The following is a 22075-nucleotide window of genomic DNA, read 5'->3' as shown; positions in this document are numbered from 1 at the left end:
TCGGGCGCACCGGGCGAGCGACGCCATGGTGCCGGGTCAGGACTCGGACAACACCGACAGGATGTTCCCGGCGGGGTCGGTGAACCAGGCGATGTCGGGGCCGTTGCCGCGCATGATCCCCTTGTCGTCCTGCTCGAAACCGTCGTACCGCAGGAAGTGCACCCCGCGTTCGGTCAGGGCGTCGACCGTCTTGTCGACGTCGTCGACGGCAAAGTTCACGATGGTGTACGTCGCCGGTGTGTGGTCGGGTTTCGGGTAGATGAGCACCACTGGTCCGTTCGGCAGATGCAGCCCCAGTAATCCCATCTCCTCTTCGGTCACCTCGAGTCCCAAGGTGGTGGTGTAGAAGGACTCGGCGGCGGCAATGTCGTTCACCGCGAATCCACTGAATCCTCGCGACTGGGCCAACACGTCGGTCCGCCCGCTTTCCTGTCGAGTGGTCATGACATCTCCGCTCGCGCACGCTCGCTGAGCTCGATGATCTGTACGTAGTTTCCGTCCGGGTCGATCGCGGTGCCGAACCAGCTGCCGTCGCGATCTTCGAGCGGCGACAACCACGTGACACCCAGGTCGTCGAGACGCCCGGCGGCGGCGCGCGCATCGGCGACCTCCACGTTGAGCAGGATGCGTCCGGGTTCAGGGTTCGTGTCGCCGACATCGTCGCGGCGGTCGATCATGATGTAGAAACCGTCGAAGTCGAGTACGTCGTACCCCGGCTCGCCCGGCGTGCGATCGACCTTCGGTGAGAAGGCTGCGGCATACCAGTCCCGCAGTCGCTCAGGATGTGTGCTGGCGAGCAAGATGCTGCCGATGGCTGCGTCGGCCATGATTTCCTCCAGATGTTCGAGAGTGCTGTTGCCTTTCCGAAGGTATGGACTCGTGCGATCGCGGAAAGTCATCGCTGCGGGACTCGCCGGGCCGAAAAGCCGCCCGTATCCGGCGGGAAGTCGGTAGTGTGATACGCGTCACGGGTTCATCCGTCTGGGTTGGGAGGGGTCCAATGTCGACCTCCGAAATGCTCGAATTGAATCGCACGATCAACCACCTCCGGCGGTGCGTCGGGTCGTTGCGTTCGATGTATGGCGACGCTGCACAGGTGCGCCGGCTCAGTAACGATCTCGAGCGCCTCGAGATCGACGCCCAGGAACTCGACACGTCGCCGCCGCATGTCACGCGTCGCGAACCCGTCGAGCGGATCAAGATCCCCGACGTCCCCTACGACGCCTCGATGTGGGCGGGTGTCGACGACGAAGGTCTCGGCGGCTGCCACTACGAGCGCGGATGAGCGCGCCACCGAAAAATTCCGAAAATCTGGGTGTTGCGTCCCCGAGGCGTGCCCGAATCGCGGAACGGACACTACGCACCGACCGGTGGTGGCAGGCGCCGCTGCTGACCGTGCTCGGACTCGCGGCGTTCGTGATCTACGCGTCGATTCGTTCGTGGGTACGGACCGCCTACTTCGCCGAGGAATACCACTACCTGACGCCGTTCTACTCACCCTGCCTGAGTGATTCGTGCGTGCCCGGGTCGAGTGACTTCGGAACTCCGATCGGCGAATTGCCGATGATCATTCCGCTCGGGTTCCTCGTGTTGCCGTTCCTCCTGGGGTTCCGGCTCACGTGCTACTACTACCGCAAGGCGTATTACCGCTCGATCTGGCTCTCGCCCCCGGCGTGTGCGGTGGCCGAACCCCACCGAACCTATACCGGTGAGACACGCCTTCCGCTGATCGTCCAGAACGTCCACCGATACTTCTTCTACGTCGCGGTGATCGTCTCGCTGATCAACACCTACGACGCCATCCGAGCGTTCCACGGCGCGGACGGGGGTTTCGGCATCGGGCTGGGCACACTCATCCTGGTCGGCAACGTCATCCTGCTCTGGGCGTACACCGTGTCCTGCCATTCATGCCGGCACGTCGTCGGCGGGCGGCTCACCCACTTCTCGAAGCACCCCGTCCGCTACTGGTTGTGGACCCAGGTGAGCAAGCTCAACGTACGCCACATGCAGCTGGCCTGGACCACCCTCGCCACGCTGATGATCACCGACTTCTACGTGATGCTCGTGTCCAGTGGGACTCTGTCGGACTTGCGACTGATCAACTGACCGCGCATCGAAGCCGCCGAACAGGAGGGGAGTGGAATGACGGAAGTCGAACGGCACCGGTACGACGTCGTGGTGATCGGTGCGGGTGGCGCCGGACTGCGAGCGGTCATCGAGGCACGCGAGCAAGGCCTGTCCGTCGCCGTCGTCTGTAAATCGCTGTTCGGCAAGGCGCACACCGTGATGGCGGAGGGTGGCTGCGCGGCCGCGATGGGCAACGCGAACGACAAGGACACCTGGCAGACCCACTTCCAGGACACGATGCGTGGGGGGAAGTTCCTCAACAACTGGCGGATGGCCGAACTGCATGCGCGTGAGGCGCCCGACCGAGTCTGGGAACTCGAGACCTATGGGGCGTTGTTCGACCGCACCCCGGACGGGCGGATCAGCCAGCGCAACTTCGGGGGTCACACGTATCCGCGGCTGGCGCACGTCGGTGACCGCACCGGTCTCGAACTGATCCGGACGATGCAACAGAAGATCGTGTCGCTGCAGCAGGAAGATTTCGCCGCCACCGGCGACTACGAGGCGCGGGTCAAGATATTTGCCGAATGCACCATCTCGGAACTGGTCAAGGATGGCGACCGCATCTCGGGTGCGTTCGGGTATTGGCGGGAAAGCGGCCGATTCATCCTCTTCGAGGCTCCTGCCGTGGTGATGGCGACAGGGGGGATCGGGAAGTCGTTCAAGGTCACCTCCAACTCCTGGGAGTACACCGGCGACGGACACGCTCTCGCACTGCGTGCGGGGGCCAACCTCATCAACATGGAATTCGTCCAGTTCCACCCGACCGGCATGGTGTGGCCGCCGAGTGTCAAAGGCATCCTCGTCACCGAGGGCGTGCGCGGCGACGGCGGGGTCCTCAAGAACGCCGAGGGTGAACGGTTCATGTTCAGCTACATTCCCCCGGTCTTCAAGGGCCAATACGCGGAGACGGAGGAGGAGGCCGACGGCTGGTACAAGGACTCCGACAACAATCGCCGTACCCCCGATCTGCTGCCCCGCGACGAGGTCGCGCGAGCAATCAATTCAGAAGTCAAAGCCGGGCGGCAGACACCGCACGGCGGCGTGTATCTCGACATCGCCTCCCGGATGCCCGCCGACGAGATCGTGCGCCGGCTCCCGTCTATGTACCACCAGTTCAAGGAACTCGCGGACGTCGACATCACCAAGGAACAGATGGAAGTCGGCCCCACCTGCCACTACGTCATGGGAGGCATCGAGGTCGACCCCGACAGCGGCGCGGCCAGTGTTCCGGGTCTCTTCGCGGCGGGGGAGTGCTCGGGCGGAATGCACGGGTCCAATCGGCTCGGCGGAAATTCGCTTTCCGACCTCCTCGTCTTCGGACGTCGCGCCGGGCTGGGCGCCGCGACGTACGTGTCTTCGCTGACGGACCGGCCGACCGTGTCGGACGAAGCCGTCGATGCGGCCGCACGAATGTTGCTGTCGCCATTCGACTCCGGGCAGGAGGGGGAAGCGGTCGAGAATCCGTATACCCTGCACACCGAGTTGCAACAGAACATGAACGACCTCGTGGGCATCATTCGCAAGGCCGACGAAATCGAGCGCGCACTCGACAAGCTCGCCGATATCAAGAGCCGGATCGGTGCCGTCGTCGTGGAAGGGCACCGTCAGTTCAATCCCGGATGGCACCTTGCCGTCGACCTGCGCAACATGGTCCTCGTCAGCGAGTGCGTGGCGCGGGCGGCATTGACCCGCACCGAAAGTCGCGGTGGGCACACCCGGGACGACCACCCCGCCATGGATGCGCAATGGCGCAACACCCTGCTCGTCTGCAGTGTGGACGGCGACATGGCATCCCATCCGGATGCCGTGATCCCCGATGTGGTTGTCACGCGGGAGCAGCAGGAGCCGATGCGATCAGACCTGCTGGAGCTCTTCGAGGCCGACGAACTCGCCAAGTACTACACCGACGCGGAACTCGCCGGGCATCCCGGGAGAAAGGCCTGACATGGGGTACGACGCACAGTTCCGGGTCTGGCGCGGTGACGTCGACGGGGGCGCCCTGCAGGACTACTCGATTCCCGTCAACGAGGGCGAGGTGGTCCTCGACATCATCCACCGGCTTCAGGCCACGCAGGCACCCGATCTGGCTGTCCGGTGGAACTGCAAGGCAGGTAAGTGCGGGTCGTGTTCGGCCGAGGTGAACGGTCGCCCCCGGCTGCTCTGCATGACGAGGATGTCCACCTTCACCCAGGACGAGGTGGTGACGGTAACGCCGCTGCGGACCTTTCCGGTGATCCGCGACCTCGTCACCGACGTGTCGTACAACTACCTGAAGGCACGAGAAGTTCCGTCGTTCACCCCGCCTCCCGGACTGGCGCCGGGCGAGTACCGGATGAAGCAGATCGACGTGGAACGGTCTCAGGAATTCCGTAAGTGCATCGAGTGCTTTCTCTGCCAGAACACCTGCCACGTCGTGCGCGATCACGAGGACAACAAGGCGGCGTTCTCGGGTCCGCGATACTTCATTCGCGTCGCGGAACTCGAAATGCACCCACTCGATACTGCTGACCGCCGCAACGCGTCGCAGGACGAGTTCGGTCTCGGTCTGTGCAACATCACCAAGTGCTGCACCGAGGTGTGTCCCGAGGGAATCAAAATCACGGACAACGCCATCATCCCGATGAAGGAACGGGTGGTCGATCATCGATACGACCCGCTGGTGTGGTTGGGTAACAAGCTCTTTCGCCGGGGCTAGCGCCTCCGGCGCCCGTGAGTACTTATTAACATCCCGAGGTTGACAAGTACTCACAGGGGCGTCAGGGCACGGTGTGGAGGCTGCGAGCGGTCGGCGACTTCTCCACCGACTCGGGGTCGGGCGCGGTGCCGAGTAGGCGGTCCGCCGTTCCGGTGGTGGTCACCGTGAACCAGTAGTGCTCGTTCTTGTAGTGATGGTGCCGGTGGCTGCGCCAGATCGCCCGATAGAACCGGGATTTCGGCTTGTAATCGCTGTGGATCAGATAGTGCGTCCATTCGTACACCACGCCCAGGGCGCTCAGTGTGACGAGGAACGTCAGCCCCAGGCCGAGGCGCGGGAAAGTGAGCACGGACAGACCGGCGAGAACCGGAATGAGCCACGTCAGGGTCTGCCAGGGGATGAAGACCAAGGGCACGTCCCGGGGATCGACGTGGTGCTCGCGATGCTTACGGGCAAGCAGCGAGTCGACGGTCAGGCCCAGGACTTTGCGGGGCTTCCAGTGCAGGATGCAGACGTGAATGACCCATTCGGCGAATGGGAAGAGCGCCAGCATCACCACCGGCAGGACGGCATCGCTCAGGTGCCAGTCGCCCACCGCCAGTCGTGCCGCGACAGCGACCGCCAGCATGCCGCCGACCATCCACGGGGACGGGTGGCGCCGGAATTGATCGGCAGCGTCACGCAGGGTGAGTGACCGACGTCGGCGGCGATCTGCCGAAGAATGTGTCGTCATGAGTGCTGCTCCTGTTGTTGGAGTTGGTCGATGGCGGTGGTCACCGCAGCGGTCCCGAGGTCGAGAAGGGTGGCGGCGACACCGGTGGCGCCGTCCTCGTCGTGCGCGGCGACGGCTTCGGCGAGAGCGTGATAGAGGTCGGATCTCCCGACCTCGGCAACCATGACGCCGGCCATGGCCGTCATGGTCGGCTCATAGGCGTTGCGCAGGCTGTTGAAGATGAGCCGGAAGGCGATCGAATCGGCCGCGTCGACCACCCTCTCCCAGAATGTGAGGGCGTGCACCTGTTGCGAGACAGGGTCGCTCGCCGCTGCCAGGGTCTCGGCCGCGTTCTGCACTGCGACCGCCGCGTCAGGTGTGGCCCTGCTCGCGGCGAGTCGGGCCACCTGCGTGCCGATCATCCGGCGTGCCTCGAGGACGCTCCGCACGACCGGCCACTCGGGTTGTCCGTTCCGGATCAGCAGCTGCGACAGCAATTCGGGCCCACCGTGGTGCCGAAAGTCGCGCACCGACGTCGCATCGCCCTGACGAACTTCGACGAGGCCGGCCTGGGCGAGCTTCTGGATCGCTTCGCGCACGGCCGGCCGGGACACACCGAACGCCTCGGCGAGTCGCCGCTCGCTGGGCAGCGATTCGCCCGCGGCGAGATCCCCGCCCAACACGCGTGCGGTGATCTGGTCGAAAACCTCGGTGGATGCGGACTTCCGCGCGATCGGCTCGAACATCATGCAGTCACGATAGAGTGGGCATAGGTAAGAGGTCAAGTGGTAAGACCAGTGCGGAGAAGGGCGCACGAGCACGGTGCCGCTGGCGTGGTCTGCAGCTACGAGAAGGCCTGCCGGACGAACGGCGTGGTGTCGGGCAGGGACGCCGGCATGGTCTGCAGATGCCCGGTCGGGTAGGTGCGGTAGACGAAAGTTTGCCCGTTGGCGGCAAGGTCGGCGGTCAACTTCCAGCTGAACGCTGCGGGGACGATGTCGTCGAGCAGTCCCTGGCCGATGAAGAGTGGCCGGTCGTATCCACGGACGGGAACTCCAAGGGTGCCCCGAATCGCGTCGAGGATGGCAGGGTCGTCGAGGTTTCGGGACATCAGTTGTCCGATGGTGACGCCCTGTAGCTGCGGCGCTGCGTCTTGGTAACAGAGTTCCTCGAGGCGGTCGAGCGCGGAGACGCCGAGGGGGCTGAGGTAACTGTCGACGTCGAGGTCGGGGCGAGATGCCCGCAGTCCGGCCAGGGCATACGCGACGAACACGGTGCTCCCGGTGAGGGGAAGCGGTGGGAAATTCGGACCCACCAGAGGTGCCAGCTGTTCGAGGTTCGACGGCGCCCCGGTTGCGACCGTGCCCCGAAAGTCGAGTTCGGGCGCATATCTGGTCGCCATCGAAGCGGCGACCAGCGCTGCGTGTCCGCCCTGAGACTGTCCGAGCGCAAGCCAGCGGTTCGACAGTGACGGCGTCACGCTGCGAGCGGCGCGCACCATGTCGATCACGCTGTGCGCCTCGGTCGGACCGTCCAGATAGGGATGGACACCGGGTGTGCCGAGGCCCACGTAGTCGGTGGCCACCACGGCATATCCCTCGCGGAGCCAATGCTCGACATATTGCCCGCCGAAGTTCCCGGTGGCGGTGGGAGCGCACGCGTCGGCCAGCCCGACCGTTCCGTGCGCCCACGACACCACGGGCCACCCGCCAGGCGGCGGTCCGCCTGGGGGCAGAAACGTTGCGCCGGTACTGAGCGCGGGCCGGTCCAACGGCCCCGTCGTCCAGTAGGTCAAGAATGAACCCGTGGCGGCACCCGGCGGCCACATCTGCTGCGGGACCGACGAGGACGCGACCACGTCACCCGGTGCGCCGACGGGTTGCGACGGGCTCGGAGCCGGACCGGCGAAAAGGGAGAAGGCCAGTACCGTCGCGACAACAATTCCGGCACGGCGGCCGACTGTCCACCTCATCGTCACCCCCTGGCCTGACCGGGCAGCCACTCGGTCTCGGATGTGAGTGTGCCCACTCAGTATCGATACGAGTGTGCCCACTCAGTGTGCCCGTTCAGGAGTGCTGCGCGGGGTCTTTCAGCCGTGCACGGATGCCGTCGACGAACAGCGAGAGTCCGAAGTCGAATCGGACCGCGGGATCACCGTCGAGGAGGTCGTCGTCGTAGGCGCCGATCTCCGATGCCGGTGCGTCGGGGGAGAGCGCAGCGCGGGTGAGGGCGCCGACGGATTCCATCTGCGCGCGCGACTGCTCGTCGACCGTGTGTCCGAGGACGTAGTAGAGGAGCGAGTACGACGCCAGCTCGGCGTGCTCGCGGGAAAGTCCGGATCGCAGCCCGACGGCGGCGAACGTTTCCCGCACGCGGGAGTTGGTCATCCGCGAGGCGTAGGTCGCGGAGACGAGCTCGGCACCGTCACGGTGCGACAGCAGGGCACCACGCAGGCGGTGGGCCAGCTCGGTGAACTCCTCGTTCCAGCCAGTAACCGTGGTGGGCGCGTCGACGTCTTCGAGGATCTTGTCAGCGAGAGCGCCGAGGAGCGTCTGCTTGTTGGGAAAGTGCCAGTACAGGGCGCCGGGCTGGACGCCGAGGGCGGTCGCGAGCCTCCGCATCGTGAGGTCGGCGAGGCCGAATTCGTCGAGGATGGCCAGTGCGCCGTCGAGTACGTCGCCGCGTCGCAATTGCACTGCTGTTCTCCTCAGGTATTCGGTCCTTGCTTTGACAGTATTCCATCACCGATCTAACCTGAACGCCGTTCAACTTGTACGGTGTTCAATTCTTGCTCATGTCGATCCACGACGCGTGATCGGCCCGCTCTTCAGGAGATACGTGTGACGTCGGCCCCGGTACAGACAGACATTCTCGCCCTGGCGCGTGACCAGGTTCTCGAACGCGGGGAAGGGCTCACGCAGAGCCAGGTACTCGAGGTCCTGCAACTGCCGGACGAACGTCTCGAGGAACTGCTCGCGCTGGCGCACGACGTGCGGATGACATGGTGCGGTCCCGAGGTCGAGGTGGAGGGAATCATCAGCCTCAAGACCGGCGGCTGCCCCGAGGACTGCCACTTCTGCTCGCAGTCCGGCCTGTTCCAGTCGCCAGTGCGAGCCGCCTGGCTCGACATCCCCTCGCTGGTGGAGGCTGCCAAGCAGACCGCCAAGTCCGGCGCCACCGAGTTCTGCATCGTCGCCGCGGTCCGTGGACCCGACGAACGGCTGCTCGCCCAGGTGGCGGCCGGTATCGAGGCCATCCGCAACGAGGTCGACATCCAGATCGCCTGCTCGCTCGGCATGCTCACCCAGGAGCAGGTCGACCAGCTGGCCGCCATGGGTGTGCACCGGTACAACCACAATCTCGAGACGGCGAAGTCGCACTTCCCGAATGTGGTGACCACCCACTCGTGGGAGGAGCGGTGGAACACGCTGCGGATGGTTCGTGAGGCGGGTATGGAGGTGTGCTGCGGCGGCATCCTCGGGATGGGCGAGAGCCTCGAGCAGCGCGCGGAGTTCGCCGCGAATCTGGCCGAACTCGAACCCGACGAGGTTCCGCTGAACTTCCTCAACCCCCGTCCGGGCACGCCGTTCGGCGACCTCGAGGTGCTGCCCGCGAGCGAGGCGCTCAAGTCGGTGGCCGCCTTCCGGCTCGCGCTACCGCGCACCATCCTCCGCTTCGCCGGTGGTCGTGAAATCACCCTCGGCGACCTCGGCGCAAAACAGGGCATCCTCGGCGGAATCAACGCCGTGATCGTCGGCAACTACCTGACGACGCTCGGACGGCCCGCGGAACAGGACCTCGACCTGCTCGTCGACCTGCAGATGCCGATCAAGGCACTGAACGACACCTTGTGATGACCGGCACCGACGTTTCACCGGGCAGTGTGCCTGACGAGCGCGCTGTAGAGGAGCGGTACAATCCGTATACGGGCCGCCGAGTCGTTCCCGGAGTCGAGGACAGTGTCCCGACCGCGGCGCAGCTCGGGCTCGAACCGCCGCGCTTCTGCGAGTCGTGCGGTCGGCGCATGGTCGTACAGATCAGTCCCGACGGCTGGTGGGCAAAATGCTCACGCCACGGTGTGTTCGACTCGATCGGGCTCGCCCGGCGGTAGCGTCGTCGGTGTGACCAACTTCCCGCGCATCAGGCTTCGATCTGCCGCCGGAATCGTCTGCGGAACGGTCGTGGCAAGTGCACTCGTGGGGGCGATATGGGGAGTGCTCGCGCCGGCAGAACACCTGTTGGTCGTTGCGCCCGACCGCGGCGTGACGCTGACGGGTGAGAGTGTGCACCGGTTCGATGCGATCGGCATGTTCGCGTGCGCGGGGCTGGTCGTGGGCATCCTCGCCGCGGTTGCGGCGTGGACGGCGCGGCGGAGTCGTGGTCCGGTAGCTGTCGCGGCTGTCCTCGCCGGCAACATCGTCGGAGCGGGTGTCATGGCACTCGCCGGACTCGGCGTCGCTGCACTGCGGTTCCCCGGCGACGACGTGTCGACGCCCGGAACGATCGTCGCGACGGCACCGGGGATCGGGACGCTGCTCGTGCTGGTGTTCCAGCCGCTGGCTGCCTGCGTCGTCACGTTGGTACTCGCCGCGCTCAACCCATTCGACGACCTCGGAATCAGCGATTCCCCGGTCGAGCTCGACGAATGGGACGAGCGCGACGCGACACTTACTTCATGACCGCGATTCGCATCCGGACGTCCCCGAGGAGACGCCCACTGGCGAGAGCGCCGATGCGGCGAGTCGCGAACCGGGTGCTGACCGACGACACCCAGTTCATCAGCCCAGATACGACGCTCGGTGGTGTGCTGCGCCGATCCAGCGCGCGCAGTGCTGTCGTTACCACCTGATCCGCGGTCTGCATGCGGCCGACGGCGGCCGTCCTCCGAACCGACGACGTCGAAGAATTCGGTGCGGGTGGGGCCCGGGCAGACGGCGAGCACGGTGAGGCCCGTGCCTCGGGCCTCTGCCCACAATGCCTCCGTGAAACTCATAACGAACGCCTTGGTCGCGCCGTACACGGCCATGCCGGGAGTCGGCTGGAACGCGGCGGTGCTCGCTACGTTCACGAGCTTGCGGCATGTCCGTCGCCGAACAGCCCTATCACCACGGGAGTCTTCGCCAGGTGCTGCTCGCGCGCGCCGAGAGCACGCTCGAGCAGGACGGCGTCGACGCATCGGACACGTTCTGGCGGGGGCTCGGACCGAGGACCGACGCCGACTCGCGGTGACGTCGTGGGTCCCTGATTGCAAGCGGGTCAGGCCGGTGGTCGAAGCGCCGCGAATTCGTCGGTGACCCGCAAAGTGGCGTCGGTGAACCGGTAGAGCGCGGCGGGGCGTCCCCCGGTGCGGCCCGACGGCGCGGTGTTACCGGTGGGCGTCAGGACCCCGCGCCGCCCGAGGACGCGTTGCAGATTGGTGGCGTCCACCTGGTAACCGAGTGCCGCACAGTAGATTTCGCGCAGCGTTGACATGGAGAATTCGCCGGGCGCCAGCCCGAACGCGATGTTGGTGTAGGAGAGCTTGGCGGCCAGGCGTGTACGCGCATGCTGCACGACGGTGCCGTGGTCGAACGCCATCTCGGGTAATTCCGAGACCGGATGCCACGCAGTGTCCGGAGGGAGGGTCGGATCGGCGGGGAGGGGAACGAGCCCGAGGAAGGTCGAGGCGATGGTGCGCGGCCCGGGGACGCGATGTGGATCGCTGAACACCGACAGCTGCTCGAGGTGTGACACCTCTCGCACGTCCACCTTCTCGGCGAGTTGCCGTCGGGCGGAGGTGGTGAGGTCTTCGTCTTCGCCCAGCAGGCCGCCCGGAAGCGACCAGGCGCCCGCCTGGGGGTCGAGGGCGCGTTGCCACAACAACACGGCGAGTTCGCCCGCGCCCGTCGCGTGACGCGCATCACCGGGCTGACCTGCGCAGATACGTTCGGCGAAGTGGCGAACCTGGAACACCGCGGTGAGCACTTCGTGCCTGGTGTTACTATGGGGCATGTTTTCGATCCTAAGTCGAAAACCTCGATTTAGGAATTCGGGCCAGCCCGCCCGAGGCCACGGTGAAGGAGCAGCCATGACGACCAGCACGTTGTGGGCGGGAACGCACCCGCAGATTCAGGACGGTCCCGGCGGTTACGGGGGTGTCGAGGCGAGCGAGGAGTGGGCTGCCGACATCAAACGGCTGGCGCGTGAGCGGGGGGCAACCCTGCTGGCGCACAACTACCAGTTGCCCGCCATCCAGGACGTCGCCGACCACGTGGGTGACTCCCTCGCGCTCTCGCGCATCGCGGCGGAGGCGCCCGAGGACACCATCGTGTTCTGCGGTGTGCACTTCATGGCCGAGACGGCGAAGATACTCAGCCCGGCCAAGACCGTGCTGATCCCCGACGAGCGCGCGGGGTGCTCGCTTGCGGACTCGATCAACGCCGAACAGTTGCGGGAATGGAAGGCCGAATTCCCGGACGCCGTGGTCGTCTCGTACGTCAACACCACCGCCGAGGTCAAGGGACTGACGGACATCTGCTGCACGTCGTCCAACGCCGTCGACGTGGTGGCGTCGATCGACCCGGACCGTGAGGTGCTCTTCCTGCCCGACCAGTTCCTCGGCGCACACGTCAAGCGCGTCACCGGGCGCAAGAACATGCAGATTTGGGCGGGCGAATGCCACGTCCACGCCGGCATCAACGGCGACGAACTCACCGCCCAGGCGAAGGCGCACCCCGGCGCCGAGCTGTTCGTCCACCCGGAGTGCGGCTGCGCCACCTCGGCTCTGTACCTGGCGGGAGAAGGGTTCGTCCCCGAGGACAAGGTGAAGATCCTGTCGACGGGTGGCATGCTCGACGCCGCACGAGCGACCGGCGCCAAGCAGGTTCTCGTCGCGACCGAGGTCGGGATGCTGCACCAGCTGCGCAAGGCGGCGCCGGACGTCGACTTCCAGGCTGTCAACGACCGCGCTTCCTGCCCGTACATGAAGATGATCACCCCCGCGGCGCTCCTCCGGTGCCTGCTCGAAGGCAAGGACGAGGTTCACGTCGATCTCGAGACTGCCGAGCGTGCCCGTAAGTCGGTGCAGCGCATGATCGAGATCGGAAACCCTGGCGGCGGCGAGTGAGCAGCCCGGCCCGGGGGATCTCCTGGGAAGAGCATGCCGACCTGGTCGTGGTGGGCGGTGGGGTGGCCGGACTGACGGCCGCCCGCACCGCCTCCCTGCGGGGGCTGAGGGTCCTCACCGTCAGCAAGGGCGGTCCCACGGACACGGCGACGCAGTATGCGCAGGGTGGGATCGCGGTGGTGGGCGATGCGCTCACCGACTCGGTGGCCTCACATGTGGCGGACACCTGCGAGGCCGGAGTCGGTCTCTGTGACGAAGACGCCGTGCGGTCGATCGTGGCCGGTGGTCGCGATGCGGTCGCCGCCCTCACCGACCTCGGTGCGGTGTTCGATCGTGGACGCGACGGCGTCGTCTCCCGCACCCGTGAGGGTGGGCACAGCACCCGCAGGATCATCCACGCCGGCGGCGACGCCACGGGGGCCGAGGTGCAACGGGCACTGGGCGCCGCGGGTCTGCCCGTGCTCTTCGGCGCGTCCGCGGTGCGGGTCCTCACCGATGTGCGCGGGGTCACGGGTCTGCTCGTCGATGCACCGAATGGCCTCGGCGTGATCCACACGCCCGCAGTCGTCCTGGCAACGGGCGGACTCGGTCAGCTGTACGCGTGCAGCACCAACCCGCCCGGCGCGACCGCGGACGGCATCGCACTCGCGTTGGATGCGGGCGCAGCGGTGGCTGACCTCGAATTCGTGCAGTTCCACCCGACCGTCCTGTTCACCCCGGGCGGCCTCGGGCGGCGTCCGCTCATCAGTGAGGCCGTTCGAGGGGAGGGGGCACTGCTCGTCGATGCGAACGGCGATTCGGTGACCGAGGGCGTCCATGCCCGCGGTGATCTCGCTCCCCGAGACGTCGTCTCCCGGGCGATCGCCTCCCGGCTGCGGGAACTGGGGCACGACCACGTCTATCTCGACGCCCGGCACCTGCCGGGGTTCGCCGAGCGTTTCCCAACGGTGACGGCGTCTTGCCTGCAAGCCGGGATCGATCCCCGCGAGCACCTGATTCCGGTGGCACCGGCTGCGCACTACTCGTGCGGCGGCGTGGTCACCGACGTCTCCGGACGTACCGAGGTGCCGGGCCTCTACGCCGCCGGTGAAGTGGCGCGCACCGGGCTGCACGGAGCCAACAGGTTGGCGTCGAACAGTCTGCTCGAGGGTCTCGTGGTCGGTGAACGTGTCGGCGTCGCGGCGGCCGAGCGTGCCGGTCTGCGCGTGGAGGTGACGGACACGGTCCGGCCCGGACTGTCGTACGCGTCTCGTGAACTGGTGCAGCAGGTGATGACCGCGCACGCCTCTGTGGTCCGCGACGGAGCGGGCCTCGCGTCGGCGGCGGTTGCGCTCGCCGACGCACCCCGAAGTCTTCCCGACGGCCCGACCGAACTCGAGGACGCCGCGCTGACCACTACGGCCTCTGCCCTGGTGCTCGCTGCAGGTGCGCGAACCGAGAGCCGGGGCTGCCACACCCGCAGCGACTATCCGGAGTCCAGCGAACAGTGGCGGCGGAGCACGCACATCCGCTCCCGGGACGGCGAACTCGAACTGCTCGAACCCCAACTGACAGGAGTGCTGTGATGTCCGGCCATGTCCTTCCAAACGGTCTCGACGCGGACGAGGTGCGGGCACTCGTGCGACTCGCGCTCGACGAGGACCTGCGGTACGGCCCGGACGTGACGTCGACGTCGACGGTTCCGGCGGACGCGGTGGCCAAGGCGTCGGTCGTGTCCCGCGCGCACGGCACCGTGGCTGGTCTCGAGGTGGGCCTTCTGGTGCTCGACGAGGTGATCGGTGAGGGTAGCTACCAGGTGCTCGAGCGCGTTGCCGACGGCACCCGTGTGAGCCCCGGGCAACCGGTCCTGAGCGTGTCCGCCCCTACGCGAGCGCTGCTCACTGCCGAGCGGACCATGCTGAATCTGGTGTGCCACCTCTCGGGCATCGCGACCGCGACGGCGGCGTGGGTGGACGCGGTCGAGGGAACCGGGGCGCGGATCAGGGACAGCCGCAAGACGCTGCCTGGGTTGCGTTCGCTGCAGAAATACGCGGTCCGCGTCGGGGGTGGCGTCAATCACCGGATGGGGCTCGGGGACGCGGCGCTGATCAAGGACAACCACGTCGCCGCAGCAGGTTCGGTGGTGGCGGCGCTGCGGGCGGTGCGTGCGGCGGCCCCGGACATCGAGTGTGAGGTCGAGGTCGACAGCCTCGAGCAGCTCGACGAGGTACTGGCCGAAAATGTCGAACTCGTCCTCCTCGACAACTTCCCGCTGTGGCAGACGCAGATCGCCGTGCAGCGCCGCGACGCGAAGGCGCCGGGCACCAAGCTGGAGTCCTCCGGAGGTCTCACGCTCGACGTAGCGGCGGACTACGCCGGTACGGGCGTCGACTATCTCGCGGTCGGGGCTCTCACCCACTCCGTGACGGTGCTGGATCTCGGGCTCGACATGTAACGCCCCGTGAGTACTTGTTCACCGCGGGCGGTGAAGAAGTACTCACGGGTCAGGGCGGGTCGATGCAGCTGGTGGGCAGATCTACCAGTGAACAGAATCCCGGTTTCCGTGCCGGGACGTAGCTGTCCGGCAGCCCTGCCACGATGATGTCGCGGTAGGTCGCGACCGCATCCGTGGGGCGGCGGGTGAGGGTCGGATCGGTGAGCGCGTCGACGGTGTAGAGGCCGAACCGGGGCCGGTACGTTCCCCACTCGTAGTTGTCGGTGATCGACCAGTAGTTGTAGCCGATGACCGGTGCTCCGTCCTGTCGGGCCCGTTCCATCCAGTAGATGTGGTCGCGGAGGTGATCCGAACGGGTGTACCCGTCCGGTCGCGGTTGGCCGTTGTCGGTCGGCATACCGTTCTCCACGACGTACAACGGCAGTCCGGGGAACTTGCGGGTGTAGCGCATCAGCGCGGAGTAGATGCCGTCCGGTTGCGGATCGATGCGGTAGAAGTCGTCGGTGATTGCGTTGACGGCGGTGACGTTGTCGAGAGCGAGTCCGTAGTAGTAGTCGACACCGAGGAAGTCGAGCTTCTCGCGAACCCGGTCCACGAAGATTGCATCCACGGCGTCGGTGGCGGCCGGGATGTAGGAGAGATTGCTGCTCACGCGGGCGTCCGGGTCGTACTCGTGAATCAGGTCGTACGCGCGCCGGTGCACCTCGACCAGGCGGTCGAGCATCTGGGGACCCTGAGCGGCGGTGACGCCGCCGAACGTCAGTTCCTTCTGCAGATACACGGTCGGTTCGTTGATGGTGATCCAGAGAGCGCCCGACCCGGAGTAGCGGGGAACGACCCTGCGGGCGTACGCGAGCCAGTGGTCGACCGTCGCCTGATTCGTCCACCCACCCTTGTCTGCGACCCAGCCCGGATACACCCAGTGGTCGAGGGTGATCATCGGTGTCATCCCTCGGCCGGTGATCTCCCGGACGACGTCGTCGTAGTACCGGAGTTCGGTGTCGTCCCAGGAGCCGGGCGACGGCTGTACCCGCGCCCATTCGATGCCGAAGCGGAACACGTCGACACCGAGATCTGCCGCGCGGGCGATGTCCTCGCGGTAGCGGTGACGGAAGTCGACCGAGTCGCCGATTGCATCGTCGGTCCTGCCCGACGCCGCGTAGCGCGCCCAGTTGCTGTCGGGCGACGAACCCTCCGATTGGAAGCCGGAAGTGGCGACGCCCCAGAGGAACTCGTCCGGTAGCGGTTCGGCGCCCGATGTGGCCGGGGGCGTCACGAAGCACAGGAGAAGCGCGCCGGCGCCCAGGAGAGTCGACGGAGTCCGCATCGGCCGAAGAGTAACCGAAATGCTGTGTCGACTCCGTCGATTTGGGGGATACTCGTCAGTAGGACTACCCGCCAGTAGGAGGCGCGTCATGGTCGACACATCAGCTCCGAAGGTCACCGAGGAAGAAGCACGAGCTGTAGCGGAGGAGGCGAGGGAATCCGGTTGGGACAAACCCTCATTCGCGAAGGAACTGTTTCTGGGACGGTTCCGGCTGGATCTGGTTCACCCATTTCCCCGGCCCGCGGCCGAGGACGCTGCCAAAGCCGACGAATTCCTGACTCGTCTCCGCGCCCACTGCGAGGAGATGGACGGCAGTGTCATCGAATCCCAGTCGCGAATCCCGGACGAGTACGTTCGTGGCCTCGCCGACCTGGGATGTTTCGGGCTGAAGATCTCCGAGGAGTACGGCGGACTCGGGCTTTCCCAGGTCGCGTACAACCGGGCGTTGATGCTGGTCGCGTCGGTGCACCCGAGCCTCGGCGCACTCCTGTCGGCGCACCAGTCGATCGGGGTACCGGAACCGCTCAAGCTCGCCGGCACACCCGAGCAGAAAGCCGAGTTCCTGCCGCGGTGTGCCCGAGGTGCCATCTCCGCGTTTCTCCTCACCGAACCGGACGTCGGTTCCGACCCGGCCAGGCTGGCGTCGTCGGCTACTCCCATCGAAGGCGGAGCGGCCTACGAATTGGACGGCGTGAAGTTGTGGACGACCAACGGCGTCGTCGCGGAACTGCTCGTCGTCATGGCACGGGTTCCGAAGAGTGAGGGTCACCGCGGCGGGATCTCGGCGTTCGTCGTCGAGGCCGACACCCCGGGCATCACCGTGGAACGGCGCAATGCCTTCATGGGGCTACGCGGGATCGAGAATGGCGTGACCCGCATGTACAAGGTTCGCGTTCCCAAGGAAAATCTCATCGGGCGGGAAGGCGACGGACTCAAGATCGCGCTCACCACACTGAACGCCGGCCGGCTCGCGATACCCGCAATGTGCGCCGGCGCCGGAAAATGGTCGCTGAAGATCGCCAGGGAATGGTCCGGTGTCCGGGTGCAGTGGGGCAAGCCGGTCGGTGAGCACGCGGCCGTCGCCAACAAGCTGTCATTCATGGCCGCCACCACCTACGCCCTCGAAGCCGTGGTGGACCTGTCGGCACAGATGAACGACGAGGGCCGCAACGACATCCGGATCGAGGCGGCGCTCGCGAAGCTGTGGTCGTCCGAAATGGCCTGCGTTCTGTCCGACGAGCTCATCCAGGTGCGCGGCGGTCGGGGATACGAGACTGCGGCGTCGCTGGCGGCCCGAGGAGAACGGGCAGTTCCCGCTGAGCAACTCGACCGAGATCTGCGCATCAACAGGATCTTCGAGGGCTCGAGCGAGATCATGCGTCTGCTCGTCGCGCGCGAGGCCGTCGACGCCCATCTCACGGCGGCAGGCGATCTCGCCGACCCCCACGCCGACACCGGCGCGAAGGCCCGGGCGGCGGCCAAGGCGAGTGGCTTCTACGCGAAGTGGTTGCCGCAGCTCGTCGCCGGCAAGGGACAAATGCCGATGGCATACGGCGACTTCGGCATTCTGGCCAAACATCTGCGCTTCGTCGAGCGGCATTCCCGCAAACTGGCCCGCTCCACGTTCTACGGCATGGCCCGCTGGCAGGCGGCGCTCGAGAAGCAGCAGGGATTCCTCGGCCGGGTGGTGGACATCGGCGCAGAACTGTTCGCGATGTCCGCCAGCTGTGTCAAGGCGGAGATGCAGCGCGAGGAGAACGAGGCCGAGGGAGCCGCGGCCTACGAACTCGCCGACGTGTTCTGCCGGCAGGCCGCACTCCGTGTGGAGAAACTGTTCGACGGGTTGTGGCACAACACCGACGACGTCGATCGGCAGGTCGCGCAGTCTCTTCTCGAAGGACGGTATGCATGGCTCGAACGGGGAGTGGTCGACCCCAGCGAGGGCACCGGTCCGTGGATCACCGAATGGACGCCCGGCGCGTCCACCGAAGAGAATCTCGCCAGGAGGTTCGTCGAATCGACCCGTCTCTGACCGGAGCATGCCACGACGCTGACCCCCGGGCTGCCACGACTCCGACCCGGGGGTGCCCCGACTTTGCGTAACGGGTGGAACTGAGGTCGACTCTTGCCGTCTTCACGGTCGGCCTTGTCGTGCGACCCACGGTCGGCAGTGTCTTCCGCCTATGGACGAAACGGCCGTCGAACTGGGCCATTGAGGTCCGTCCGGGGGTGGTTTAACGTGGAGGTGCGGGCCGTATCCCGTCGGGTCGAGACTGGGCATTCCGGGATACGACTCGCCGGGGGGCACCGATGACGAACTCGCGCGGCAGGCCCGCCGATTCGAAGTTCGGTGTGCTGCCGGCCCGAGAAATTCTCTGCGCGCGATCTCCATCGACCGGGCGAGCGGGATCTGCAAGCCCGGCCCGCCACGGCAGCCACCGACCGGTGAAAACGCGGTACGCCTATCCTGGATAATCGGTGCAGAGCCCTGTTCTCCGTAGGACAGCCAGCTCGTCAGTGACCTGCCGGCTCATCCGTGACCTGCGTGTCAGTGACACCGTGTCCCGCCAGTCGCAGAGAGGACCTCTCATGCTCGCCCGCACCGACCTTCGTGGTCGTACCCCTTCCACGGCCGAACTTCGTGCCGCACTTCCTCGAGGTGGAGTGGATGTGGACGCGGTGCTGCATCAGGTTCGCCCCGTGGTCGACGCCGTGCGTGAGCGTGGCGCCGCTGCCGCCCTCGACTTCAGCGAGCAGTTCGACGGCGTCCGGCCTGCGCAGATACGTGTCCCGCAGGCAGAACTCGACCGTGCGCTGGCCGAACTCGATCCCGCAGTCCGGGCCGCTCTCGAAGTCGCGATCGAACGCACCCGCAAGGTGCACGCCGACCAGCGCCGCAAGGACACCACTACCCAGGTAGTCCCCGGCGGCACCGTCACCGAGCGGTGGGTGCCCGTCGACCGGGTCGGCCTCTACGTGCCCGGCGGCAACGCCGTCTACCCGTCCAGTGTCGTCATGAACGTCGTGCCGGCGCAGGCCGCCGGTGTGCGCTCTCTCGTGGTGGCCTCGCCGCCCCAGGCGGAGTTCGGCGGGCTCCCGCACCCGACCATCCTCGCGGCGGCGGCGTTGCTGGGCGTCGACGAGGTCTGGGCCGTCGGCGGCGGGCAGGCCGTCGCCCTGCTCACCTACGGCGGCACCGACACGAACGGCGCCGAACTCGCCCCCGTCGACCTGATCACCGGTCCCGGCAACATCTACGTCACGGCGGCCAAGCGCCTGTGCCGTGGTCTCGTCGGCATCGACGCCGAGGCCGGACCCACCGAGATCGCGATCCTTGCCGACCATACGGCAGACCCGGTGCAGGTTGCGGCAGACATGATCAGCCAGGCCGAGCACGACGTGATGGCGGCGAGCGTGCTCGTCACCACGAGCACCGAGCTCGCCGACGCCGTCGACACGGCGCTGGTCGCGCAACTGGAGATCACCAAGCACAAGGAGCGCGTCACTGCCGCGCTGTCCGGCACGCAGTCGGGCACCGTCCTGGTCTCCGATGTCGAGGCGGGACTGCGGGTGGTCAACGCCTACGCCGCCGAGCACCTCGAGATCCAGACCGAGAACGCCACTGCCGTTGCCGCGAAGGTGACCAGCGCGGGTGCGGTGTTCGTCGGGCCGTGGGCGCCGGTCAGCCTCGGCGACTACTGCGCCGGATCGAACCATGTCCTGCCCACCGCGGGCTGCGCCCGGCACTCCTCGGGTCTGAGCGTGCAGACGTTCCTGCGGGGCATACATGTGGTCGACTACTCGGAATCCGCGCTGAAGGAGGTCTCCGGCCACGTCATCACCCTCGCCAACGCCGAGGACCTGCCCGCGCACGGTGAGGCTGTCCGGCTGCGTTTCGAGGCCTTGAAGTGACCGCGGCGAACGTGCCGGGTTCGTCCATCGGCGTGGACGCGCTGCCGATCCGGGAAAGTCTGCGCGGCAAGTCGGCGTACGGCGCGCCGCAGCTCGCCGTGCCGGTGCAGCTGAACACCAACGAGAACCCGCACCCGCCCACGCAGGCGCTCGTCGACGACGTCGCGGAATCCGTGCGGGAGGCGGCGCGGGAACTGCACCGTTACCCGGACCGCGACGCGGTGGCGTTGCGCACCGATCTCGCCGCCTACCTCGCCGGCCAGACGGGTGTGCCGGTCACGGTCGACAACGTCTGGGCGGCAAACGGCTCGAACGAGATCCTGCAGCAGCTGCTGCAGGCCTTCGGAGGTCCTGGGCGTAGCGCGATGGGATTCGTGCCGTCGTACTCGATGCACCCGATCATCGCGGACGGAACGCAGACGGACTGGTTGCCGATCTTCCGCCGCGCCGATTTCGCCCTCGACGTCGACGCTGCGGTGGAGGCGATTCGGGCACGCCGTCCCGACGTCGTGTTCGTCACCAGCCCCAACAACCCGACGGGGCACAGCGTCGGCATCGCGGAACTGCGCCGGGTCCTCGACGCCGCGCCGGGCGTCGTGATCGTCGACGAGGCATACGCCGAATTCTCCGACGCCCCCAGCGCCCTGACATTGATCGACGAGTACCCGTCGAAGATCGTCGTGTCGCGGACGATGAGCAAGGCGTTCGCGTTCGCCGGCGGCCGGCTCGGATACCTCGCCGCCGCACCGGCCTTCATCGAGGCGCTGCTCCTGGTCCGGTTGCCGTATCACCTGTCGGTGGTCACCCAGGCCGCCGCCCGCGCGGCGCTGCGGCACGCGAACGAGACACTCGGCAGCGTGCACGCGCTCGCCACGGAGCGGGTGCGGGTGTCGAAGGCATTGGAGGACACGGGGTTCCGTGTCATTCCCAGCGACGCCAACTTCATCCTGTTCGGTGAGTTCACCGACAGCGCCCACGCCTGGCAGGCCTACCTCGACCGCGGAGTGCTCATCCGGGACGTCGGGATCCCCGGATACCTCCGTGCCACCGTCGGACTGGCCTCCGAGAACGACGCCTTCATCGTGGCGAGCGACGCGATCGCCGCCACCGAACTCACGACCTCAGGAGACCGAGGATGACCGACCGCATCGCCAAGGTGGAGCGCACCACCAAGGAATCCAGCATCACCGTCGAACTGAACCTCGACGGAACCGGCATCGTCGACATCTCCACGGGTGTCCCGTTCTTCGATCACATGCTGACCGCGCTCGGCTCCCACGCGAGTTTCGACCTCAGTGTTCAGGCGCAAGGTGACGTCGAGATCGAGGCGCACCACACGGTGGAGGACACGTCGATCGTGCTCGGCCAGGCCCTGGGTCAGGCGCTCGGCGACAAGAAGGGCATCCGGCGGTTCGGTGACGCGTTCATTCCCATGGACGAGACGCTCGCCCACGCGTCGGTCGACGTGTCGGGGCGGCCGTACTGCGTCCACACCGGCGAACCGGAACACCTGTTGCATGCCGTCATCGGCGGTTATCCCGGAGTTCCCTACGCGACCGTAATCAATCGGCACGTGTTCGAGTCGATCGCACTCAACGCCCGGATCGCCCTGCACGTGCGGGTGCTCTACGGCCGCGACCAGCATCACATCACCGAGGCCGAGTTCAAGGCCGTCGCCCGCGCCCTGCGGGAGGCCGTCGAACCCGATCCCCGGGTGTCCGGGGTGCCGTCGACCAAGGGCAGCCTGTGATCGGCTCGCC

The 22075-nt window shown here is 66.7% G+C and carries 22 protein-coding genes and 2 pseudogenes; 15 read left to right on the top strand and 9 right to left on the bottom strand.

The window, feature by feature from the left end:
• Positions 1-36: 36 nt before the first annotated feature.
• Both ACH49N_RS18730 and ACH49N_RS18725 read right to left on the bottom strand, forming a co-directional pair.
• Positions 37-444: a VOC family protein gene (locus tag ACH49N_RS18730; protein WP_397504740.1), complete on the bottom strand. Its 408-nt coding sequence runs from the start codon at positions 442-444 to the stop codon at positions 37-39.
• Positions 441-827: a VOC family protein gene (locus tag ACH49N_RS18725; protein ID WP_159921781.1), complete on the bottom strand. Its 387-nt coding sequence runs from the start codon at positions 825-827 to the stop codon at positions 441-443. Before ACH49N_RS18725 ends, ACH49N_RS18730 begins: the two co-directional genes overlap by 4 nt.
• A 173-nt stretch (positions 828-1000) precedes the next feature.
• Between ACH49N_RS18725 and ACH49N_RS18720 the strand changes: the two genes are divergently transcribed.
• From ACH49N_RS18720 to ACH49N_RS18705, 4 genes are read left to right on the top strand one after another with little or no spacing between them, the layout of a single operon-like run.
• On the top strand, positions 1001-1285 hold the full coding sequence (locus tag ACH49N_RS18720; protein ID WP_109329332.1) for a hypothetical protein: 285 nt from the start codon (positions 1001-1003) through the stop codon (positions 1283-1285).
• Positions 1282-2106 (top strand): hypothetical protein, encoded by an 825-nt coding sequence (locus ACH49N_RS18715; RefSeq protein ID WP_159921783.1) that lies wholly within the window; start codon positions 1282-1284, stop codon positions 2104-2106. Before ACH49N_RS18720 ends, ACH49N_RS18715 begins: the two co-directional genes overlap by 4 nt.
• Before the next feature lie 36 nt (positions 2107-2142).
• Positions 2143-4074, top strand: a complete 1932-nt coding sequence (locus tag ACH49N_RS18710; protein WP_358273866.1) for a fumarate reductase/succinate dehydrogenase flavoprotein subunit — start codon at positions 2143-2145, stop codon at positions 4072-4074.
• Between the two features lies 1 nt (position 4075).
• Positions 4076-4825: a succinate dehydrogenase/fumarate reductase iron-sulfur subunit gene (locus tag ACH49N_RS18705; RefSeq protein ID WP_109329337.1), complete on the top strand. Its 750-nt coding sequence runs from the start codon at positions 4076-4078 to the stop codon at positions 4823-4825.
• A 61-nt stretch (positions 4826-4886) separates the two neighbouring features.
• On the opposite strand, the gene ACH49N_RS18700 is transcribed toward ACH49N_RS18705, so the two are convergent.
• The 4 genes from ACH49N_RS18700 to ACH49N_RS18685 all read right to left on the bottom strand — a co-directional run bounded on the left by ACH49N_RS18700 (position 4887) and on the right by ACH49N_RS18685 (position 8233).
• Complete coding sequence (locus ACH49N_RS18700) at positions 4887-5558, bottom strand: sterol desaturase family protein (protein ID WP_358273868.1); 672 nt, start codon at positions 5556-5558, stop codon at positions 4887-4889.
• The gene (locus ACH49N_RS18695; protein ID WP_358273869.1) at positions 5555-6286 is read right to left on the bottom strand and encodes a GntR family transcriptional regulator; all 732 of its coding nucleotides are present in this window, start codon (positions 6284-6286) and stop codon (positions 5555-5557) included. Before ACH49N_RS18695 ends, ACH49N_RS18700 begins: the two co-directional genes overlap by 4 nt.
• 95 nt (positions 6287-6381) lie before the next feature.
• Positions 6382-7509 (bottom strand): lipase family protein, encoded by a 1128-nt coding sequence (locus ACH49N_RS18690; protein ID WP_358273871.1) that lies wholly within the window; start codon positions 7507-7509, stop codon positions 6382-6384.
• Positions 7510-7603: 94 nt separating this feature from the next.
• Positions 7604-8233, bottom strand: a complete 630-nt coding sequence (locus ACH49N_RS18685; RefSeq protein WP_358273873.1) for a TetR/AcrR family transcriptional regulator C-terminal domain-containing protein — start codon at positions 8231-8233, stop codon at positions 7604-7606.
• Between the two features lie 144 nt (positions 8234-8377).
• On the opposite strand from ACH49N_RS18685, the gene bioB reads away from it, so the two are divergent.
• From bioB to ACH49N_RS18670, 3 genes are read left to right on the top strand one after another with little or no spacing between them, the layout of a single operon-like run.
• Positions 8378-9391: a biotin synthase BioB gene (gene bioB, locus ACH49N_RS18680; protein ID WP_109329346.1), complete on the top strand. Its 1014-nt coding sequence runs from the start codon at positions 8378-8380 to the stop codon at positions 9389-9391.
• Positions 9391-9648, top strand: a complete 258-nt coding sequence (locus ACH49N_RS18675) for a hypothetical protein (RefSeq protein WP_358273875.1) — start codon at positions 9391-9393, stop codon at positions 9646-9648. Before bioB ends, ACH49N_RS18675 begins: the two co-directional genes overlap by 1 nt.
• Before the next feature lie 10 nt (positions 9649-9658).
• Complete coding sequence (locus ACH49N_RS18670) at positions 9659-10216, top strand: DUF2567 domain-containing protein (RefSeq protein ID WP_159921799.1); 558 nt, start codon at positions 9659-9661, stop codon at positions 10214-10216.
• Here ACH49N_RS18670 and ACH49N_RS18665 read toward each other — a convergent pair.
• Positions 10206-10623, bottom strand: a pseudogene (locus ACH49N_RS18665) (SDR family NAD(P)-dependent oxidoreductase); the annotation flags it as partial. The gene ACH49N_RS18670 and the pseudogene ACH49N_RS18665 sit on opposite strands and share 11 nt — an antisense overlap.
• Between ACH49N_RS18665 and ACH49N_RS18660 the strand changes: the two are divergent.
• Positions 10617-10709: pseudogene (locus ACH49N_RS18660) on the top strand (TetR/AcrR family transcriptional regulator); the annotation flags it as partial. The pseudogenes ACH49N_RS18665 and ACH49N_RS18660 overlap by 7 nt on opposite strands.
• A gap of 84 nt (positions 10710-10793) precedes the next feature.
• Here ACH49N_RS18660 and ACH49N_RS18655 read toward each other — a convergent pair.
• Entirely contained in the window at positions 10794-11528 is a 735-nt protein-coding gene (locus ACH49N_RS18655; protein WP_358273877.1) for an NUDIX domain-containing protein, read from the bottom strand.
• 76 nt (positions 11529-11604) lie between these two features.
• Here ACH49N_RS18655 and nadA point away from each other — a divergent pair, with 76 nt between their 5' ends.
• Genes nadA through nadC form a run of 3 tightly spaced genes read left to right on the top strand, consistent with a single transcriptional unit; the run spans position 11605 to position 15076 of the window.
• Positions 11605-12642, top strand: a complete 1038-nt coding sequence (gene nadA / locus ACH49N_RS18650; protein ID WP_358273879.1) for a quinolinate synthase NadA — start codon at positions 11605-11607, stop codon at positions 12640-12642.
• Positions 12639-14207 (top strand): L-aspartate oxidase, encoded by a 1569-nt coding sequence (locus ACH49N_RS18645; protein WP_250774301.1) that lies wholly within the window; start codon positions 12639-12641, stop codon positions 14205-14207. Before nadA ends, ACH49N_RS18645 begins: the two co-directional genes overlap by 4 nt.
• Positions 14207-15076: a carboxylating nicotinate-nucleotide diphosphorylase gene (gene nadC / locus ACH49N_RS18640; RefSeq protein WP_250774302.1), complete on the top strand. Its 870-nt coding sequence runs from the start codon at positions 14207-14209 to the stop codon at positions 15074-15076. The genes ACH49N_RS18645 and nadC overlap by 1 nt, the downstream gene beginning before the upstream one ends.
• 49 nt (positions 15077-15125) lie before the next feature.
• On the opposite strand, the gene ACH49N_RS18635 is transcribed toward nadC, so the two are convergent.
• On the bottom strand, positions 15126-16403 hold the full coding sequence (locus ACH49N_RS18635; RefSeq protein ID WP_358273880.1) for a family 1 glycosylhydrolase: 1278 nt from the start codon (positions 16401-16403) through the stop codon (positions 15126-15128).
• A gap of 88 nt (positions 16404-16491) precedes the next feature.
• Here ACH49N_RS18635 and ACH49N_RS18630 point away from each other — a divergent pair, with 88 nt between their 5' ends.
• The 4 genes from ACH49N_RS18630 (at position 16492) to hisB (ending at position 22065) form a co-directional block, all read left to right on the top strand.
• Complete coding sequence (locus ACH49N_RS18630; protein ID WP_358273881.1) at positions 16492-18435, top strand: acyl-CoA dehydrogenase family protein; 1944 nt, start codon at positions 16492-16494, stop codon at positions 18433-18435.
• 557 nt (positions 18436-18992) lie between these two features.
• The gene (hisD, locus tag ACH49N_RS18625; protein ID WP_358273882.1) at positions 18993-20315 is read left to right on the top strand and encodes a histidinol dehydrogenase; all 1323 of its coding nucleotides are present in this window, start codon (positions 18993-18995) and stop codon (positions 20313-20315) included.
• Positions 20312-21454, top strand: coding sequence for a histidinol-phosphate transaminase (locus ACH49N_RS18620; RefSeq protein ID WP_213572370.1), 1143 nt, complete (start codon positions 20312-20314; stop codon positions 21452-21454). Before hisD ends, ACH49N_RS18620 begins: the two co-directional genes overlap by 4 nt.
• Positions 21451-22065: an imidazoleglycerol-phosphate dehydratase HisB gene (hisB, locus tag ACH49N_RS18615; protein ID WP_109329368.1), complete on the top strand. Its 615-nt coding sequence runs from the start codon at positions 21451-21453 to the stop codon at positions 22063-22065. Before ACH49N_RS18620 ends, hisB begins: the two co-directional genes overlap by 4 nt.
• The last annotated feature ends 10 nt before the right edge of the window (positions 22066-22075 follow it).

Source organism: Rhodococcus sp. NPDC019647 (genome assembly GCF_044389235.1).
Lineage (GTDB): Bacteria > Actinomycetota > Actinomycetes > Mycobacteriales > Mycobacteriaceae > Rhodococcus_F > Rhodococcus_F oxybenzonivorans.
This window is presented reverse-complemented; position numbering and strand designations above follow the sequence as displayed.

Coding starts and splice junctions, on each gene's coding strand:
- ACH49N_RS18730 (WP_397504740.1), bottom strand. CDS start 444: ATGACCACTCGACAGGAAAGCGGGCGGACCGACGTGTTGGCCCAGTCG.
- ACH49N_RS18725 (WP_159921781.1), bottom strand. CDS start 827: ATGGCCGACGCAGCCATCGGCAGCATCTTGCTCGCCAGCACACATCCT.
- ACH49N_RS18720 (WP_109329332.1), top strand. CDS start 1,001: ATGTCGACCTCCGAAATGCTCGAATTGAATCGCACGATCAACCACCTC.
- ACH49N_RS18715 (WP_159921783.1), top strand. CDS start 1,282: ATGAGCGCGCCACCGAAAAATTCCGAAAATCTGGGTGTTGCGTCCCCG.
- ACH49N_RS18710 (WP_358273866.1), top strand. CDS start 2,143: ATGACGGAAGTCGAACGGCACCGGTACGACGTCGTGGTGATCGGTGCG.
- ACH49N_RS18705 (WP_109329337.1), top strand. CDS start 4,076: ATGGGGTACGACGCACAGTTCCGGGTCTGGCGCGGTGACGTCGACGGG.
- ACH49N_RS18700 (WP_358273868.1), bottom strand. CDS start 5,558: ATGACGACACATTCTTCGGCAGATCGCCGCCGACGTCGGTCACTCACC.
- ACH49N_RS18695 (WP_358273869.1), bottom strand. CDS start 6,286: ATGATGTTCGAGCCGATCGCGCGGAAGTCCGCATCCACCGAGGTTTTC.
- ACH49N_RS18690 (WP_358273871.1), bottom strand. CDS start 7,509: ATGAGGTGGACAGTCGGCCGCCGTGCCGGAATTGTTGTCGCGACGGTA.
- ACH49N_RS18675 (WP_358273875.1), top strand. CDS start 9,391: ATGACCGGCACCGACGTTTCACCGGGCAGTGTGCCTGACGAGCGCGCT.
- ACH49N_RS18655 (WP_358273877.1), bottom strand. CDS start 11,528: ATGCCCCATAGTAACACCAGGCACGAAGTGCTCACCGCGGTGTTCCAG.
- nadA (WP_358273879.1), top strand. CDS start 11,605: ATGACGACCAGCACGTTGTGGGCGGGAACGCACCCGCAGATTCAGGAC.
- nadC (WP_250774302.1), top strand. CDS start 14,207: ATGTCCGGCCATGTCCTTCCAAACGGTCTCGACGCGGACGAGGTGCGG.
- ACH49N_RS18635 (WP_358273880.1), bottom strand. CDS start 16,403: ATGCGGACTCCGTCGACTCTCCTGGGCGCCGGCGCGCTTCTCCTGTGC.
- ACH49N_RS18630 (WP_358273881.1), top strand. CDS start 16,492: ATGGTCGACACATCAGCTCCGAAGGTCACCGAGGAAGAAGCACGAGCT.
- hisD (WP_358273882.1), top strand. CDS start 18,993: ATGCTCGCCCGCACCGACCTTCGTGGTCGTACCCCTTCCACGGCCGAA.
- hisB (WP_109329368.1), top strand. CDS start 21,451: ATGACCGACCGCATCGCCAAGGTGGAGCGCACCACCAAGGAATCCAGC.